At 72.4% G+C, this 16,581-nt stretch carries 14 protein-coding genes and 1 other RNA gene; 13 read left to right on the top strand and 2 right to left on the bottom strand.

Features of this window, described 5'->3' with window-relative positions:
* Positions 1-10: 10 nt before the first annotated feature.
* On the bottom strand, positions 11-409 hold the full coding sequence (locus PSESU_RS03130) for a YraN family protein (protein ID WP_013534315.1): 399 nt from the start codon (positions 407-409) through the stop codon (positions 11-13).
* A 9-nt stretch (positions 410-418) separates the two neighbouring features.
* Positions 419-2,167, bottom strand: coding sequence for a penicillin-binding protein activator (locus tag PSESU_RS03135; RefSeq protein ID WP_013534316.1), 1,749 nt, complete (start codon positions 2,165-2,167; stop codon positions 419-421).
* A gap of 74 nt (positions 2,168-2,241) precedes the next feature.
* Here PSESU_RS03135 and rsmI point away from each other — a divergent pair, with 74 nt between their 5' ends.
* The 13 genes from rsmI to PSESU_RS03195 all read left to right on the top strand — a co-directional run bounded on the left by rsmI (position 2,242) and on the right by PSESU_RS03195 (position 16,545).
* Positions 2,242-3,072, top strand: a complete 831-nt coding sequence (gene rsmI / locus PSESU_RS03140; RefSeq protein ID WP_013534317.1) for a 16S rRNA (cytidine(1402)-2'-O)-methyltransferase — start codon at positions 2,242-2,244, stop codon at positions 3,070-3,072.
* A gap of 335 nt (positions 3,073-3,407) precedes the next feature.
* Positions 3,408-3,780: RNase P RNA component class A (gene rnpB, locus PSESU_RS15810), an RNA gene on the top strand.
* A 446-nt stretch (positions 3,781-4,226) separates the two neighbouring features.
* Entirely contained in the window at positions 4,227-4,673 is a 447-nt protein-coding gene (gene mraZ, locus PSESU_RS03145; protein ID WP_013534318.1) for a division/cell wall cluster transcriptional repressor MraZ, read from the top strand.
* Between the two features lie 14 nt (positions 4,674-4,687).
* Positions 4,688-5,662, top strand: coding sequence for a 16S rRNA (cytosine(1402)-N(4))-methyltransferase RsmH (gene rsmH, locus PSESU_RS03150; RefSeq protein ID WP_041763797.1), 975 nt, complete (start codon positions 4,688-4,690; stop codon positions 5,660-5,662).
* A complete protein-coding gene (gene ftsL / locus PSESU_RS03155) occupies positions 5,659-5,922 on the top strand; it encodes a cell division protein FtsL (RefSeq protein WP_013534320.1) in 264 nt (87 codons plus the stop codon). Before rsmH ends, ftsL begins: the two co-directional genes overlap by 4 nt.
* Complete coding sequence (locus tag PSESU_RS03160; protein WP_013534321.1) at positions 5,919-7,742, top strand: peptidoglycan D,D-transpeptidase FtsI family protein; 1,824 nt, start codon at positions 5,919-5,921, stop codon at positions 7,740-7,742. The genes ftsL and PSESU_RS03160 overlap by 4 nt, the downstream gene beginning before the upstream one ends.
* Complete coding sequence (locus PSESU_RS03165; RefSeq protein WP_013534322.1) at positions 7,739-9,226, top strand: UDP-N-acetylmuramoyl-L-alanyl-D-glutamate--2,6-diaminopimelate ligase; 1,488 nt, start codon at positions 7,739-7,741, stop codon at positions 9,224-9,226. Before PSESU_RS03160 ends, PSESU_RS03165 begins: the two co-directional genes overlap by 4 nt.
* Entirely contained in the window at positions 9,223-10,638 is a 1,416-nt protein-coding gene (locus PSESU_RS03170; RefSeq protein WP_013534323.1) for a UDP-N-acetylmuramoyl-tripeptide--D-alanyl-D-alanine ligase, read from the top strand. Before PSESU_RS03165 ends, PSESU_RS03170 begins: the two co-directional genes overlap by 4 nt.
* Positions 10,628-11,719, top strand: coding sequence for a phospho-N-acetylmuramoyl-pentapeptide-transferase (gene mraY / locus PSESU_RS03175; protein WP_013534324.1), 1,092 nt, complete (start codon positions 10,628-10,630; stop codon positions 11,717-11,719). Before PSESU_RS03170 ends, mraY begins: the two co-directional genes overlap by 11 nt.
* A complete protein-coding gene (gene ftsW, locus PSESU_RS03180) occupies positions 11,719-13,041 on the top strand; it encodes a putative lipid II flippase FtsW (protein WP_013534325.1) in 1,323 nt (440 codons plus the stop codon). Before mraY ends, ftsW begins: the two co-directional genes overlap by 1 nt.
* On the top strand, positions 13,038-14,159 hold the full coding sequence (murG, locus tag PSESU_RS03185; RefSeq protein WP_013534326.1) for an undecaprenyldiphospho-muramoylpentapeptide beta-N-acetylglucosaminyltransferase: 1,122 nt from the start codon (positions 13,038-13,040) through the stop codon (positions 14,157-14,159). The genes ftsW and murG overlap by 4 nt, the downstream gene beginning before the upstream one ends.
* On the top strand, positions 14,156-15,595 hold the full coding sequence (gene murC / locus PSESU_RS03190) for a UDP-N-acetylmuramate--L-alanine ligase (protein ID WP_013534327.1): 1,440 nt from the start codon (positions 14,156-14,158) through the stop codon (positions 15,593-15,595). The genes murG and murC overlap by 4 nt, the downstream gene beginning before the upstream one ends.
* Positions 15,592-16,545 (top strand): D-alanine--D-alanine ligase, encoded by a 954-nt coding sequence (locus PSESU_RS03195; protein WP_013534328.1) that lies wholly within the window; start codon positions 15,592-15,594, stop codon positions 16,543-16,545. Before murC ends, PSESU_RS03195 begins: the two co-directional genes overlap by 4 nt.
* Positions 16,546-16,581: the final 36 nt, after the last annotated feature.

Genomic DNA, 16,581 nt, shown 5'->3' on the forward strand with positions numbered 1-16,581 from the left:
GCCGGCGGGCTCAGGCATCGTCCGCGCGGAACGCATCCTTGAGCCAGTGGATCGAAGGCGCGGCTGGATCGCCGCTGGCCTCGGCCACGTCGAAGCGGCACGGACAGCGGGCGAGTCGCGGATTGCCGGAGAGGTAGAGCTGCGCCGCGCGCACGAGGCGCCGGCGCTTGCCGCCGTCGACCGAGGCGAAGCCGCCACCGAATGCGGCACCGGCGCGGTAGCGGACCTCGACGAAGACCAGGGTGTCGCCATCGCGCATCACCAGGTCCAGCTCGCCGCCGCGGTAGCCGACGTTGCGCGCCAGCGTGTGCAGGCCTGCACGTTCAAGGTGCGCCTGCACCGCGTCCTCGACCAGCGCGCCGCGGGCGCGGCGGTCGATCGGTCCCGGGCCCGTCCCTGGGCGCCGCATGGGCCGTGCCTAGTTGCCCAGCGGGATGGGCTGGCCACCGCTGAAGGTGGCCCAGGCCGGCTGCCGGACCACGTTGCCGAAGCCGTCCAGGCGCAGGTCGCCGGTGGCACCGCGCAGCTGGCCGTCGGCGCGGGTGGCCAGGTGCTCGAGGTAGGCGCTGATGCGCCAGGCGTCGTAACCGAAGGCGAACAGGCGCGCAGCCGGGCCGCGCGCGGTCGGCAGCATCTCGGCGGCGCGGCCGGCCGTCGGTAGGCCACTGGTGCCGCGGGTCGGCCAGGCCTCGGTCGGGAACACGATGCCGTCCAGCGCGGCGTCCTCCTCGGCCTTGCCGGTGCCGGAGGCCAGCTGCGAGGTGCCGACCCGGGTGCGCGAAGCGAAGCCGGCCAGCGCCAGCTGCGGCGCCAAGGTGCGCGCCTGCGGGCCGCGCAGGGCCAGGAACACGCTGTCGGCGCCGGCGGCCGAGGCCTCGACCAGGGCGGCGGTGAGGTCGCGCGGCTGTTCGCCGACCGACAAGGTGGCGGCGACCTGGCCGCCACGGTCGGCCAGGCGGCTGCGGAAGGCCTCCACCGCGCGCAGCGCGTTCTCGTCGGTGCCGGCCAGGACCAGCACGTTGCGGCGCTCGCGCGCCAGCAGGTAGTCGGCGGCGGCAAGGCCGTCGTCCTCCGGGGCCAGCGAGAACATGGCATGGCCCGGCGGCGGTGCGCCGGTGCCGGCGCCGCTGTTCAGGGCGAGGCTGGGCACGCCGAGGTCCTGGCTGCGGAACAGCGCGGTGACCTCGTCGCGGCCGAGCGGGCCGACCACGAAGTCGCTGCCTTCGGACACGGCGCGGGCGTACGCGGCCTGCGCACCCGCGGGGGTGCCGGTGGTGTCGTAGAACACGATCTCCGGACGCCGGCGGTTCTCGCCGTAGTAGCCGGCCAGCAGGCCGTCGCGCACCGGCGCGGCGGCGGTGGCCAGCTGGCCGGACAGCGGCAGCAGCACCGCGAGGCGGTTCGGCGGTCGGTAGCCGTCGGCGGCCGCCGGCGGGCGCGAATCGAAGTTCCAGCCTTCGCCGCGGTTGAGCGCGCGCGGCAGCGGCAGGCCACGCTGGACCAGGGCGCGCGCGGCGAAGTTGTAGAGCGGGTCGCCTTCCGGCAGCGAGGCGGCGTAGGCGCCGAGGCTGGCGTTGTCGAGCGAGGCCAGCAGGCGGTCGATCTGGCGGCGGTTGTCCTGGCGGACGTCGCCCGCCAGCCCGGCTTCGGCACGGGCGCGCGCGGCGGCGGCTGCGCGGACATCGCCGGCCGCCTCCTGGGCGACGGCCGAAGCCAGGTGCCAGCGCGACTGCAGCGCCGGCGACAGCGTGGTGGCGTCACTGCCGGCGAGGGCCGTGGCAGCCTCGGCGGGGCGGCCGTCCTGCACCGCCAGCTCGGCGTTGAGCAGGGCCAGGCGGAGCTTGCTGGCGCCGCCGACCCGGCGCGCGTCCACCTGCGACAGCAGGCTGCGGGCACGGGCCTCGTCGCCGGCCTCGCGCCAGGCGAAGGCGGCATCGGCCAGCAGCGCGGCGCGGCGGGCGCCGGTCGCGGCCTGGGCCTGGGCTTCGAGCTGGCCGGCGGCCTCGCGTGGCTGCCCGCCTTCCAGCTGGGCGATGGCCGCGGCGTACTCCGGCGCGGACGTCGTGGTGGGCGCGGTGGCGCAACCTGCGGCCAGCAGCACGGCCAGGCCCGGGGCCAGCAGGCGCAGGCGGAGGGACGGGGACTTCAGCGGCGCGGGATTCGGCATATCAGTCCGTGTTGCCGGGGGGCGGGTCGGAAAGGGCTTAGGATTCTACCTTTCCGCCGCTTCCCGGACCCGTGATGCCCGCCGCTACCCTGCATGTCGTCGCCACGCCCATCGGCAACCTCGGCGACCTTTCGCCGCGGGGGCAGCAGGTGCTGCGCGAGGTGGCGGCGATCTGCGCCGAGGACACCCGCCGCAGCGGCCAGCTGCTGTCGCACTTCGGCATCTCCACCCCGCTGGTCGCGCTGCACGAGCACAACGAGCAGCAGATGGCCGAGCGCCTGGTCGGGCGCCTGCTTGGCGGTGAGTCGCTGGCCCTGGTCAGCGATGCCGGCACGCCCTTGGTCAGCGACCCGGGCTACCGCCTGGTCCGCGCGGCGCGGGCGGCCGGGGTGAAGGTCAGCCCGGTGCCGGGTCCGTCGGCCCTGATCGCCGCCCTGAGCGTGGCCGGCCTGCCCAGCGACCGCTTCGCCTTCGAGGGATTCCTGCCGGCCAAGGCCAGCGCCCGTCGCGAGCGTCTGGCCGCGCTGGCGGGCGAGCCGCGCACCCTGGTGTTCTACGAGTCCTCGCACCGCATCGAGGAGTCCCTGGCCGACCTGCGCCAGGCCTTCGGCGAGGAGCGCCCGGCGGTGCTGGCGCGCGAGCTGACCAAGCTGTTCGAGACCGTGCTCGATGGCACCCTCGCCGAGCTGCACCGGCGCGTCCAGGACGACGCCGACCAGCGCAAGGGCGAGTTCGTGCTGGTGGTCCAGGGCGTGGGCGAGGACGCCGACGCCAAGCTGGCCGAGGGCCGCCGCGTCCACGCCATCCTCGCCAGGCAGCTGCCGCCCTCCGCCGCGGCCAGGCTGGCTGCCGAGATCACCGGCGCCCCGCGCAAGGCGCTGTACGGCGGCGGGCCGGAGGACTGACCAGGCGGCTCCCGTTTCCCGCCGGGAGAGGGGCTGGGGGTGAGGGCTGGGCTCCCGGCTCCGCCTGTACACCGATCCTCGTCCCGACCCTGGCTTTGCGCCCCGGCGAGCGCGAACCGGTCGTCCGCAACGCTCCCCGAGCGCCATGCAGAGAAGGCCCGGTGACACATCTCTATCAGGGGCCCTCACGAGCGATCGATCCGGCCGCCACAGGCCCCTGGCAAGGGGGCCGCCGCGGCAACGGCGGGGGATTGGAGGTGAAGATTCGCGGGGTCCGCGCTCTGCTTCAGCAAAACATGGGGTATTCGTACGGCGAAGCCGTAGAATAGCCCCGCGGAGTTGGCCAGACAGTCGCGTCATCACTCGCTTGCGAGGCGATGCCGAGGAAAGTCCGGGCTCCACAGGGCACGGTGCCAGGTAACGCCTGGGCGGCGCGAGCCGACGGAAAGTGCAACAGAGAGCAGACCGCCGATGGCCCGGCGCCCGCGAGGGTAAAGGGATCAGGCAAGGGTGAAACGGTGCGGTAAGAGCGCACCGCGAGCCTGGCAACAGGCCGGCACGGCAAACCCCACCGGGAGCAAGACCAAATAGGGAGACGATGCCGTGGCCCGCGGTGTCTCCGGGTAGGTTGCTTGAGCGTCGCGGTGACGCGGCGCCTAGAGGAATGACTGTCCACGACAGAACCCGGCTTATCGGCCGGCTCCGCACCCCATCCAGCAGCCCCCGCCCCGGCGGGGGCTGCTTTCGTTGGGCCGCCGGGCGGGGCCGGGTCGCAGATCGGGCAGCGCCGACTTGGCCCCGCTGGGCGGATGGAGTGCCGCTTGCGCGCCAAGTGGGGAGACCAGCCCTGCTGCGCCGCGCAATACGCGGTCCACCGCACGGATCCGTACGTCCGGCCGGCCCGATTGCTACACACGGGTTTAACACCCGCCCGGACGGGCCGAATCTCAAAATTTGAGACTAAACAGCGACTTGTGGAAAACCCTTGAACTTCTCTGTGAACATCTTCGCAAACCATTGACGCTACAGGCGATTTTTCGCTCTACGGGTTGTTGACAACCCTGTTGGTGGTGCTAAGGTGGGCACCAGTGGGAAACCCGGGTGTTTGGTGGTTTTCCGTGGTGAAGAACCTCCCCAGCAGCGGGTAGCACAGCGTGTTCCAGGGCGAGACCGCCATCACAGTGGACGACAAGGGACGGGTGGCCATTCCCACGGCCTACCGTGAACTCGTCGCGCGCGAATGCGGCAACCGCCTGGTCATCACCTACAACCCGTTCGAAGCCGGCTCGCTCTATCTCTATCCGTACGCGGAGTGGGAGCGGGTGCGCGACTCGGTCAACAAGCTGCCCAGCACCCGCATGGCCCACCGCCAGCTGCAGCTGAAGCTGGTCGGCGCCGCCACCCCGGTGGAGCTGGACGGCAACGGCCGCATCTCGGTCCCCGCCAGCCACCGCAGCGCGGTCGGCATCGAGAAGAAGGCGGTGCTGCTGGGCATGGGCGACAAGTTCGAACTCTGGAGCGAGCAGGCGCACCACGCCCAGATCCGCCGGACCCTGTCCGACGAGGACCTGAGCGAGCACATGCTCGACCTGAGGTTGTGATGGCGGGGGACCGGATGCGGACTGCGCAGCCCGGCCACCCCGCGGACCCGTCGACGCCGGCGGCGCACCTGCCGGTGCTGTTCGCCGAGGTCCTGGATGGTTTGCGCGTGGTGCCCGAGGGGCGCTACCTGGACGGCACGTTCGGCCGCGGCGGGCATGCGCGCGGCGTGCTGGAACGACTCGGCCCCGGAGGCCGCCTGCTGCTGATGGACAAGGATCCCGAAGCGATCGCGGTGGCCGAGGCCGGTTTCGGCAGCGACCCGCGCGTCTCGATCCGCCGCGGCAGCTTCACCGGCATGGCCCACTGGGACGAGGCACGCGACCTCGACGGCATCCTGCTCGACCTGGGCGTGTCCTCGCCGCAGCTGGACGTGGCCGAGCGCGGCTTCTCCTTCGGCAAGGACGGCCCGCTGGACATGCGCATGGACCCGGACTCGGGCGAGAGCGCGGCGCAGTGGCTGGCCCGCGCCGACGAGCGCGAGATCGCCGACGTGCTGTGGATCTACGGCGAAGAGAAGCAGAGCCGGCGCATCGCCCGGGCGATCGTCGCCGCCCGCGCCCAGGAGCCGCTCACCCGCACCGCGCAGCTGGCCAACCTGATCGGCAGCGTGGTCCCGCGCGGCAAGGACCGCAGCAACCCGGCGACCCGCAGCTTCCAGGCCATCCGCATCCACATCAACCGCGAGCTGGCCGACCTCGAGGCCGGGCTGGACGCGGCACTGGCCGCGCTGCGTCCGGGCGGTCGCCTGGCGGTGATCAGCTTCCACTCGCTGGAAGACCGCATGGTCAAGCAGTTCATCGCCCGCCATTCCAAGGCGCCGCCGGCCAACCGCCGGCTGCCGGAGGCGAGCGTGTTCGTGCCGGTGCTGGCCGCCCTGGGTGGCGCGATCCGCGCCGGCGAGGAAGAGCTGCAGGTGAACGTGCGTGCGCGCAGCGCGGTGCTGCGCGTGGCCGAGAAGCTGGACGGGCAGGGGGGGCGCGTCGCATGACCCGCTTCCTGGTCGCCATCGTGCTGCTGGCCACGGTCGCCACAGGCATCGCCGTGGTGTACGAGCGCTACCGCCACCGCCAGCTGTTCGTCGAGCTGACCCGCCTGGAGCGGCAGCGCGACGAGCTCAACATCGAATTCGGCCGGCTCCAGCTCGAACAGGCCACCTGGGCCCAGGCCAACCGCATCGACCAGGTCGCGCGCGAGCGCCTGGGCATGAAGTTCCCCGAGGCCGACGACATCGTGGTGGTGCGCCAATGAGCGAGCGCCGCCCGGTCCGCAACCGCAACCGCGCGCCCTTCAACCTGCGTGGCAGGATGATGCTGGTCGGCGTCGCCCTGGGCCTGTGCTCGGTGGCACTGGTCGGCCGCGCGGGGTGGGTGCAGCTGGTGGACGCGGAGTTCTACCAGCGCCAGGGCGAGGCGCGCTTCGTGCGCGAGATCCCGATCCCGACCTCGCGCGGCATGATCACCGACCGCAACGGCGAGCCGCTGGCGGTCTCGACCCCGGTCGAGTCGATCTGGGCCAACCCGCAGGAGCTGCTGCGCTATCCGGACCGCCTGCCGGAACTGGCCAAGGCGCTGGACGTGCCGCTGGACCAGCTCAGCACCCGGCTGTCGCAGCGGGCGGACAAGGAGTTCGTCTACCTCAAGCGCCGCATCAACCCCGACCAGGCCAAGGCGATCCTGGCGCACAACGTGCCGGGCGTGTTCTCGCAGCGCGAGTTCCGCCGCTTCTACCCGCAGGGCGAGGCGATGGCGCACGTGCTCGGGTTCACCAACATCGACGACCGCGGCCAGGAAGGCCTGGAGCTGGCGTTCGACGAGTGGCTGCGCGGCAAGCCCGGCGCCAAGCGCGTGATCCGCGACCGCCACGGCCGCATCGTCGAGAACATCGACCTGGTGCGTCCGGCCGAGCCGGGCAAGGACCTGGTGCTGAGCATCGACCGCCGCATCCAGTTCCTGGCCTACCGCGAGCTGCGCGCCGCGCTGGAGAAGAACAACGCCGCCAGCGGTTCGGCGGTGGTGCTGGACGTGCCGACCGGCGAAGTGCTGGCGATGGTCAACCTGCCCAGCTACAACCCCAATGCGGTCAGCGGCGGCAACCCGGACAGCCGCCGCAACCGCGTGGTCACCGACCTGATCGAGCCAGGCTCGACCATGAAGCCGATCACCGTCGCCGCGGCGCTGAGCGCGGGCAAGGTGCGGCCGACCACCAGGTTCGACACCAGCCCGGGCTACATGGGCCTGGGCCGCTTCACCATCCGCGACCACCGCAACTACGGCGTGCTGGACGTCACCGGCATCATCACCAAGAGCTCGAACCTGGGCGCGGTGATGCTGGCCCAGGGGATGGACGACCAGTACTTCTACGACTTCGTCCGCGGCTTCGGCTACGGCAGCCCGCCGCGCAGCGGCTTCCCGGGCGAGGCCGCCGGCGTGCTGCGTCCGCCGGCGCGCTGGGACGGCCTGACCAAGGCGACCATGTCCTACGGCTACGGCCTGTCGGCCACGCCGCTGCAGATCGCGCAGGCGTACGCGGCGCTGGGCAACCACGGCCGGCTGACCACCCCGACCTTCGTCAAGGGCCAGATCAACGAGTCGCGCCAGGTCGTGGCCCCGGAGATCGCCGACGAGGTGCTGCGCATGATGCAGACCGTGACCGAGCCGGGCGGCACCGCTACCCAGGCCGCGATCCTCGGCTACCACGTCGCGGGCAAGACCGGCACCGCGCGCCAGGCTTCGGCCGGCGGCTACGCGCGACGCTACACCACCACCTTCGCCGGCCTGGTGCCCGCGTCCAACCCGCGCTTCGCCACCGTGGTGGTGATCAACGACCCGCAGGCCGGCTCGTACTACGCCGGCCTGGTGTCCGGCCCGGTGTTCCGCGCGGTGATGGAAGACGCGCTGCGGGTGATGGACGTGCCGCCGGACGACATCGAGACCTGGCTGGCCGCCCAGGCCAAGGGCGAGGCCAAGCGCCAGGCGGCAGTGCCGCCGCTGCCGGAAGCGATCGACGATCCGGGCGCCGAGGATCCGACCCTGCCGCCGGCGATGGCCGGCGCGGGAGGCCTGCCATGAGCCGCTCGATGCCGCTTTCCCGCCTGCTGCCCGACGTCGCGCTGCCGCGCGACATCGCCGTTTCCGGGCTGGTGATGGATTCCCGCGAGGTGAAGCCGGGCGATGCCTTCGTGGCCATCGCCGGGTTCGGCACCCATGGCCTGGCCTTCGCCGAGCAGGCGCGCCAGGCCGGCGCCGTGGCGATCCTGTTCGAACCGCCGGCCCCGGCCGAGTACCCGGCGCCGGCGGACGCCATCGCCGTGCCCGGGTTGCGTTCGCGCCTGGGCGCGATGGCCGACCTGTTCCACGGCCATCCCTCGCACGCGATGACGATGGTTGGCGTCACCGGCACCAACGGCAAGACCTCGACCGTGCAGCTGCTGGCCCAGGCCTGGCACCTGCGCGGACTGCGCGGCGGCAGCATCGGCACGCTCGGCGCCGGCCTGCACGGCGAGGTGCGCCCGACCGGTTTCACCACCCCGCTGGTGCTGAGCATGCATGCGCTGCTGGGCGGGCTGCGCGACGCCGGCGCCGAGGCGGTGGCGATGGAAGTCAGCTCGCACGCCCTGGACCAGGGCCGGGTCGACGGCGTGCACTACGACGTGGCGGTGTTCACCAACCTCACCCGCGACCACCTCGACTACCACGGCGACATGGCCAGCTACGGCGAGGCCAAGGCCAGGCTGTTCCTGCGCGAGGGGCTCCGCTCCGCGGTGCTGAACCTGGATGACGAATTCGGCCGCGTACTGGCCGGGCGCCTGGCGGAAGGCGTGCGCCTGGTCGGGGTCAGCTCGCGCGGCCAGGAAGGCGCCGCCCTGCAGGCGCGCGGGCTGCAGTTCGACGCGCGCGGCATCGCCTTCGAGCTGTCCGATGGGGTCGAATCCCATCCGGTGCGCTCGCCGCTGCTGGGCCGTTTCAATGTCGACAACCTGCTGGCGGTGGGCGGCGTGCTGCATGCGCTGGGCGACAGCGTGGCCTGCGTGGCCGCGATCCTGTCGCGCCTGCAGCCGGTGGCCGGGCGCATGAACCGCCTCGGCGGCGACGGCGAGCGCCCGCTGGTGGTGGTCGACTACGCCCATACCCCGGACGCGCTGGAGCAGGCGCTGGCCAGCCTGCGCGCCCATGCCGGCGCGCGCCTGACCTGCGTGTTCGGCTGCGGCGGCGAGCGCGACCGCGGCAAGCGCCCGATGATGGCGCGCATCGCCGAGCAGCATGCCGACCGGGTCGTGGTCACCGACGACAACCCGCGTGGCGAGGATGGCGATGCCATCGTCGCCGGGATCATGGCCGGCTTCGCCGCGCCCGAAGCGGTGCAGGTGGAGCGCGACCGTGCGCTGGCCATCGCCCGCGCCATCGCCCGCTCCGGCGCGCAGGACGTGGTCCTGGTCGCCGGCAAGGGCCACGAGCCTTACCAGGAGATCGCCGGCGTGCGGCATCCCTTCGACGACACCGAGGTGGCACGTGCCGCCCTGGATGCGTGGACCGCGACGGAGGTGCAGGCATGAAGCGCACCCCGCTGTCGCTGCTCGCGCACTGGGCTGGCGGCGAGCTGCACGGCCCGGACGTGGCGGTGGACGCCATCGCCCATGACACCCGCGCGCTGTCCGCGGGCAGCCTGTACCTGGCCCTGCGCGGCGAGCGTTTCGACGGCCACGACTTCGCCGCCGACGCGCTGGCGCGCGGCGCGGTCGCGCTGCTGGTCGAGCGCCTGCTGGACGTGGACGCACCGCAGCTGCTGGTGGAGGACAGCGAACTCGCCCTGGCGCGCATCGCCGCCGGCATGCAGCGCGGCCGCGACGCGAAGGTGGTGGCGATCACCGGCAGCAACGGCAAGACCAGCGTGAAGGCCCTGGTGCTGTCGGTCCTGCAGCAGGCCGGCCAGGCCTATGCCAACCCGGGCAACCGCAACAACGAGATCGGCCTGCCGCTGGCGGTGATCGACGCCCCCGAGGACGCGGACTTCGCGATCTACGAGATGGGCGCCGGCAAGCCGGGCGACATCGCCTACCTGACCGACATCGCCCGTCCGGACGTGTCGCTGGTCAACAACATCGCCGCCGCCCACCTGGAGCGGATGGGCGACCTGCTCGGCGTGGCCACCACCAAGGGCGCGATCTACGCCGCGCTGCCGGCCGGTGGCACCGCCGTGGTCAATGCCGACGACGCCTTCGGTGCGTGGTTCGAGCAGGAGGTGGTGCGCCCCGCCGGGACCGGCCGCCAGCTGCTGCGCTTCGGCCTGGATGCCAGCGCCGAGGTCACCGCGCGCGACGTGCAGGCCGGTGCCGAAGGCAGCCGTTTCGTGCTGGTCACGCCACAGGGCGAGGCCGCGATCGAGCTGGCGCTGCCGGGCCGCCACAACGTGCGCAACGCGCTGGCCGCCGCCGCGATCGGCCTGGCCTGCGGCGTGTCGCTGGCGGCCATCGCCGCGGGCCTGGGCCAGGCGCGCCCGGTCGCCGGACGCCAGGTCGCGCACGGCCTGCCGGGCGGGGTGGTGCTGGTGGACGACAGCTACAACGCCAATCCCGGTTCGGTGGCCGCGGCGATCGATGCCCTGGCCGCCAGCGGCGACGAGGCCTGGCTGGTGCTGGGCGACATGCGCGAACTGGGCCCGGAGGCCGCGACCCTGCACGCCGACGCCGGCCTGCGCGCGCGCCAGGCCGGGCTCGCGCGGCTGTACGCGCTGGGCGAACTGAGCGCGCATGCCGCGCGCGCCTTCGGCGACGAAGGCCGCCATTTCGACAGCCACCAGGCGCTCGCGGCGGCCCTCGCCGCGGACCTGGCGGCACGCGCGCCGGCGGATGCGGCCGGCGCGGAAGGACGGCGCCTGCGGGTGCTGGTGAAAGGGTCGCGTGGCAGCGCGATGGACCGGATCGTGAACGCGCTGCTGGCGCAGGGAGACGCTACGCATGCTGCTTGAACTGGCGCGCTGGCTGCAGGGACTGGAGAACTTCTTCGGGCTGTTCGCCTATCTGACTTTCCGCGGCATCCTCGCCGCGCTGACGGCGCTGTTCCTGTCGCTGTGGCTGGGCCCGGCGGTGATCCGCCGCCTCGGCCAGCTCAAGGGCGGCCAGCCGATCCGCAAGGACGGCCCGCAGTCGCACTTCTCCAAGGCCGGCACCCCGACCATGGGCGGCGCCCTGATCCTGATCACGGTGATGCTGTCGGTCCTGCTGTGGGGCGACCTGCGCAACAAGTACGTGTGGACCGTGCTGCTGGTGATGCTGTGCTTCGGCGCGATCGGCTGGTACGACGACTGGATCAAGATCGTCAAGCGCGATCCCAACGGCCTGAAGTCGCGCTGGAAGTACCTGCTGCAGTCGATCTTCGGCCTGGCCGCCGGCCTGTACCTGTACCTGTACCTGTACGCCGACGTGCCGGCGGCCACGACCTTCTACGTGCCGCTGTTCAAGTCGATCGCGCTGCCGCTGGTCGGCATCTCGTTCGTGGCCATCGCCTACTTCTGGATCGTCGGCTTCTCCAACGCGGTGAACCTGACCGACGGCCTGGACGGGCTGGCGATCATGCCCACCGTGCTGGTGGCCGTGGCCCTGGGCGTGTTCGCCTACGCCTCCGGCCACGCCGTGTTCGCCAACTACCTGCAGATCCCGCAGGTGCCGGGCGCGGGCGAGCTGGTGATCATCTGCGCGGCCATCGCCGGCGCGGGCCTGGGCTTCCTGTGGTTCAACACCTACCCGGCGATGGTGTTCATGGGCGACATCGGCGCGCTGGCGCTGGGCGCCGTGCTCGGGACCATCGCGGTGATTGTGCGCCAGGAACTGGTGCTGGTGGTGATGGGCGGCATCTTCGTCATCGAGACCCTGTCGGTGATGATCCAGGTCGCCAGCTTCAAGCTCACCGGCAAGCGCGTGTTCCGGATGGCGCCCATCCACCACCACTTCGAGCTCAAGGGCTGGCCGGAGCCGCGCGTGATCGTGCGCTTCTGGATCATCTCGGTGGTGCTGGTCCTGGTCGGCCTGGCGACGCTGAAGGTGCGCTGATGAACGACCTGTCCCGCCAGGCGACCCGGCTGGAGGCCATCGGAGGCCGCTACGACCCGTGGCTGTGCTGCGCCGCCCTGGCGCTGGGCGCGCTGGGCGTGGTGATGGTCGCCTCGGCCTCGATCGCCATCGCCGAGAACCTGGGCGCGGGACCGTTCCACTACCTGGTCAGGCACGTCATGTTCATCGCCATCGGCGCGGTGCTGGCGGTGCTGGCCATGCGCACCGAGCTGAAGCTGGTGGAGAAGTACAACCAGCAGCTGCTGCTGTGCTGCTTCGTCCTGCTGCTGCTGCCGTGGCTGCCGGGCCTGGGCGTGAGCGTCAATGGCGCGCGCCGCTGGATCAACCTGGGGATCTCGCGCTTCCAGGTGGTCGAGGCGGTCAAGGTCATCTACATCGTGTGGCTGGCCAGCTACCTGGTCCGCTTCCGCGACGAGGTCAACGCCACCTGGCCGGCGATGCTCAAGCCGCTGGGCGTGGCGGTGCTGCTGGTCGGCATGCTGCTGGCGCAGCCGGACTTCGGTTCGGCCACCCTGCTGCTGGGCATCACCGCCGGCATGCTGGTGCTGGGCGGGGTGAACCTGCCGCGCATGTCGCTGCCGATCGTGCTGGGCCTGCCACTGCTGGTGGTGATCGCGGTCATCGAGCCGTACCGCATGCGCCGCATCACCTCGTTCATGGATCCGTGGCAGGACCAGCTCGGCGCCGGCTACCAGCTGTCCAACGCGCTGATGGCGGTGGGTCGCGGCGAGTGGTTCGGCGTGGGCCTGGGTGCCTCGGTGCAGAAGCTCAACTACCTGCCCGAGGCGCACACCGATTTCATCTTCTCGGTGATCGCCGAGGAGCTGGGCTTCATCGGCGTGTGCGGGGTGATCGGCCTGTACATGCTGCTGGTCGGCCGCGCGCTGTACATCGGCATGAAGTGCGTGGAGATGCGCCGCCACTTCGCCGGCTACATCGCCTTCGGCGTGGCCCTGTGGCTGGGCATGCAGAGCTTCGTCTCGATCGGCGTGAACCTGGGCCTGCTGCCGACCAAGGGCCTGACCCTGCCGCTGATCTCCTCCGGCGGCTCCAGCGTGATGATGACCTGCGCGGCGATCGGCCTGCTGCTGCGGGTGTCCTACGAGCTGGAGCGCGCCGAGCGCCAGGTCGCGCGCCTGCGTCCGGATGCCGTGGCGCCGGTCGCGGAGCCGGACGAGCCCGCGTCGGCCCCGGCGGCGCCGCGTCCGGCCCCGGTGCGCAACGTGGTGGCCAAGACCCCGGCCAAGTCCCCCGGCCGCGGCACCTCGCGCGTCGAGCCGACCTTCGGAGGCTTCGCATGAGCCGCGCCGCACGCGACGCCAACCAGGTGCGCCCGGTGATGCTGATGGCCGGCGGCACCGGCGGCCACATCTTCCCGGCGCTTGCCGTGGCCCACGAGCTGCGCGCCATGGGCGTGCCGGTGGTGTGGCTGGGCGCTGCCGGCGCCATGGAAACCCGGCTGGTGCCGCAGCACGGGATCGAGATCGACACCCTGCCGGTGGCCGGCGTGCGCGGGAAGGGCGGTGCCACCCTGCTGGCCGCGCCACTGCGCCTGCTGCGAGCGGTGCGTGCCGCCAGCGCGGTGCTGCGCCGGCGCCGTCCGCGCGCGGTGATCGGCTTTGGCGGCTTCGCCTCCGGCCCCGGCGGCCTGGCCGCGCGCCTGGCCGGCGTGCCGCTGCTGGTGCACGAGCAGAACCGCGCGCCGGGCATGACCAACCGCGTGCTGGCGCGCATCTCCCGGCGCACCCTGTCCGGCTTCCCCGGCGCCTTCGCGCGCGAGGAAGTGGTCGGCAATCCGGTGCGCGAGGTGATCGCCGCGCTGCCGCCGCCGCAGCAGCGCCTGGCTGGTCGCAGCGGTCCGCTGCGCCTGCTGGTGCTGGGCGGCAGCCAGGGCGCGCGCGCGCTGAACCAGGCGGTGCCGGCTGCGCTCGCCGCGCTCGGCGGCGCGGACATCGAAGTGCGCCACCAGTGCGGCGAGCGCCTGCGCGAGGAGGCCCATGCCTCCTACGCCGCGGCCGGAGTGCAGGCCAGCGTCGAGGCATTCATCACCGACATGGCCGTGGCCTATGCGTGGGCCGACCTGGTGGTGTGCCGTTCCGGCGCCTCGACCCTGGCCGAGCTGTGCGCCGCCGGCATCGGCAGCGTGCTGGTGCCGTTCGCCGCCGCGGTCGACGACCACCAGACCCGCAACGCCGAGTACCTGGTCGAGCACGGCGCCGCGCTGCTGTTCCAGCAGGGCGAGGGGCTGGCCGCGAAGCTGGAGCAGGCGCTGCGCGAACTGGCCGCCGATCCGTCGCGGCGCATGGCGATGGCCGTGGCCGCGCGTGGCCTGGCGCGCCCGGATGCCGCCCGCCACATCGCCCGGATCGTCCTCGACGAAGCCCTTCCTTCCCCCGATTCCCCTGGAGTTTCCCCATGATCCGCCGCCTCCACGACACCGACAACCTGGTGCGTGCGTTCCCGCGCGTGCACTTCGTCGGCATCGGCGGCACCGGCATGAGCGGCATCGCCGAAGTGATGCTGACGCTGGGCTACGAAGTGTCCGGCTCGGACGCCGCCGACAACGCCGCCACCCGTCGCCTGGCCAGCCTGGGCGCGCGCATCGTGCGCGGCCACTCCGCCGCCAACGTGCTGGGCACCGACTGCGTGGTCGTGTCCTCCGCGATCCGCGACGACAACCCCGAGCTGATGGAAGCACGCAGCCAGCGCATCCCGGTGGTGCCGCGCGCGGCCATGCTGGCCGAGCTGATGCGTTTCCGCCGCGGTATTGCGGTTGCCGGTACCCATGGCAAGACCACGACCACCTCGCTGACCGCCGCGGTGCTGAGCGAGGGCGGGCTGGACCCGACCTTCGTGATCGGTGGCCAGCTGCTGGCCGCCGGCGCCAACGCCAAGCTCGGCGGTGGCCAATGGCTGGTGGCCGAGGCCGACGAGAGCGATGGCAGCTTCCTGCGCCTGAACCCGTTGATGGCGGTGATCACCAACATCGATGCCGACCACCTGGAGAACTACGGCGGCGATTTCGCCCGCCTGCGTTCGGCCTTCGCCGAGCTGCTGCAGCGCCTGCCGTTCTACGGCCTGGCGGTGCTGTGCATCGACGACCCGGAAGTCGCGAGCCTGGCCGCGGAGACCCCGCGCCACGTGATGACCTACGGCACCGCCGAGAACGCCGACGTGCGTGCCGAGGACATCGTCCAGGAAGGGCCGCGCATGCGCTTCACCCTGCGCCTGCCGGAAGGCGCCAGCGTGCCGGTGACCCTGGCCTTGCCTGGCCGGCACAACGTGCTCAACGCACTGGCCGCGGCCGCGGTGGGCTGGCAGCTGGGCGTGGCTCCGCAAGCGATCGCCGCCGCGCTGGAGAAGTTCGCCGGCATCGGCCGCCGCTTCAATGACCTGGGCGAAGTGACCACCGCCACCGGCGCGAAGGTGCGCGTGGTCGACGACTACGGCCACCATCCCCGCGAGCTGGCCGCGGTGTTCGCCGCCGCCCGCGGCGGCTGGCCGGACAAGCGCCTGGTGGTGGCATTCCAGCCGCACCGCTACAGCCGTACCCGCGACCAGTTCGACGCCTTCGCCGCGGTTCTTTCCGAGGCCGACGCCCTGGTGCTGAGCGAGGTCTACCCGGCCGGCGAGGCGCCGATCCCCGGCGCCGACTCGCGCGCCCTGGCCCGCGCCATCCGCGCGCGCGGCCGCAGCGAGCCGGTGGTGGTGGGGCAGGTGGCCGAACTGCGCTCGGTGCTGCCGGACGTGCTCCAGGACGGCGACCTGCTGCTGATGATGGGTGCCGGGGACATCGGCTACGTCGCCCACAAGCTGGCGGCGGAAGGCTTCATCGGCAAGGAGGCGCAGGCATGAGCGCGACCCCGGTCCCGGCCCTGCGCTTCGACGACCCGGCCGTGTTCGGGCGCGTCGCCGTGCTCATGGGCGGCACCAGCTCCGAGCGCGAGGTCTCGCTGGATTCGGGCCGCAACGTGCTGGAGGCGCTGCGCGCCCGCGGCATCGACGCGCAGCCGGTCGACGGTATCCCCGCGCTGGTCGAGGCGCTGGCGCAGGAGAAGTTCGACCGCGTGTTCAACATCCTGCACGGCGGCGACGGCGAGAACGGCGTGGTCCAGGGCCTGCTGCAGGCCCTCGGCGTCCCGTACACCGGCGCCGGCGTGCTCGGTTCGGCCCTGACCCTCGACAAGATCCGCACCAAGCAGGTGTGGCTGTCGCTGAACCTGCCGACCCCGCGCTACGTGCGCCTTGACCGTGGTGCCGACGCCGCGGCCGTGCGCGCCGCCGCGCGCAGCCTGGGCCTGCCGGTGATCGTCAAGCCGTCCTGCGAAGGCTCCAGCGTGGGCGTGTCGCGGGTGATGGACGAGGACGGCCTGGACGAGGCGATCGCCCTGGCCGCGCGCTATCCGGGCGAGATGCTGATGGAGCAGATGGTGGTCGGCGACGAGCTGACCGTCGGCGTCCTCGGCGACATCGCGCTGCCGTCGATCCGCATCGTGCCCAGGGGCGAGTGGTACGACTACAACGCCAAGTACATCGCCGAGGACACCCAGTACCTGTGCCCGGGCCTGGAAGGCGAGGACGAGCTGCGCGTGCGCGAGCTGGCCCTGGCCGCGTTCCGCGCCGCCGGCTGCAGCGGCTGGGGCCGGATCGACGTGATGCGTTCGCGCGCCACCGGCGCCCCGTACCTGCTGGAAGTGAACACTGCCCCGGGCATGACCAGCCACTCGCTGGTGCCCAAGGCCGCCGCCCAGCTTGGCATCGGTTTCGAGGAACTGTGCTGGCGGATCCTGGAGCAGACGGTATGAAAGGGCCGGGATTCGTGATCCGGGATTGGGGATTCG

This window comes from Pseudoxanthomonas suwonensis 11-1, assembly GCF_000185965.1.
GTDB classification, from domain to species: Bacteria; Pseudomonadota; Gammaproteobacteria; order Xanthomonadales; family Xanthomonadaceae; genus Pseudoxanthomonas; species Pseudoxanthomonas suwonensis_A.

Coding starts and splice junctions, on each gene's coding strand:
- rsmI (WP_013534317.1), top strand. CDS start 2,242: ATGCCCGCCGCTACCCTGCATGTCGTCGCCACGCCCATCGGCAACCTC.
- PSESU_RS03195 (WP_013534328.1), top strand. CDS start 15,592: ATGAGCGCGACCCCGGTCCCGGCCCTGCGCTTCGACGACCCGGCCGTG.
- murG (WP_013534326.1), top strand. CDS start 13,038: ATGAGCCGCGCCGCACGCGACGCCAACCAGGTGCGCCCGGTGATGCTG.
- rsmH (WP_041763797.1), top strand. CDS start 4,688: ATGCGGACTGCGCAGCCCGGCCACCCCGCGGACCCGTCGACGCCGGCG.
- PSESU_RS03130 (WP_013534315.1), bottom strand. CDS start 409: ATGCGGCGCCCAGGGACGGGCCCGGGACCGATCGACCGCCGCGCCCGC.
- mraY (WP_013534324.1), top strand. CDS start 10,628: ATGCTGCTTGAACTGGCGCGCTGGCTGCAGGGACTGGAGAACTTCTTC.
- PSESU_RS03170 (WP_013534323.1), top strand. CDS start 9,223: ATGAAGCGCACCCCGCTGTCGCTGCTCGCGCACTGGGCTGGCGGCGAG.
- PSESU_RS03160 (WP_013534321.1), top strand. CDS start 5,919: ATGAGCGAGCGCCGCCCGGTCCGCAACCGCAACCGCGCGCCCTTCAAC.
- murC (WP_013534327.1), top strand. CDS start 14,156: ATGATCCGCCGCCTCCACGACACCGACAACCTGGTGCGTGCGTTCCCG.
- PSESU_RS03135 (WP_013534316.1), bottom strand. CDS start 2,167: ATGCCGAATCCCGCGCCGCTGAAGTCCCCGTCCCTCCGCCTGCGCCTG.
- ftsL (WP_013534320.1), top strand. CDS start 5,659: ATGACCCGCTTCCTGGTCGCCATCGTGCTGCTGGCCACGGTCGCCACA.
- ftsW (WP_013534325.1), top strand. CDS start 11,719: ATGAACGACCTGTCCCGCCAGGCGACCCGGCTGGAGGCCATCGGAGGC.
- PSESU_RS03165 (WP_013534322.1), top strand. CDS start 7,739: ATGAGCCGCTCGATGCCGCTTTCCCGCCTGCTGCCCGACGTCGCGCTG.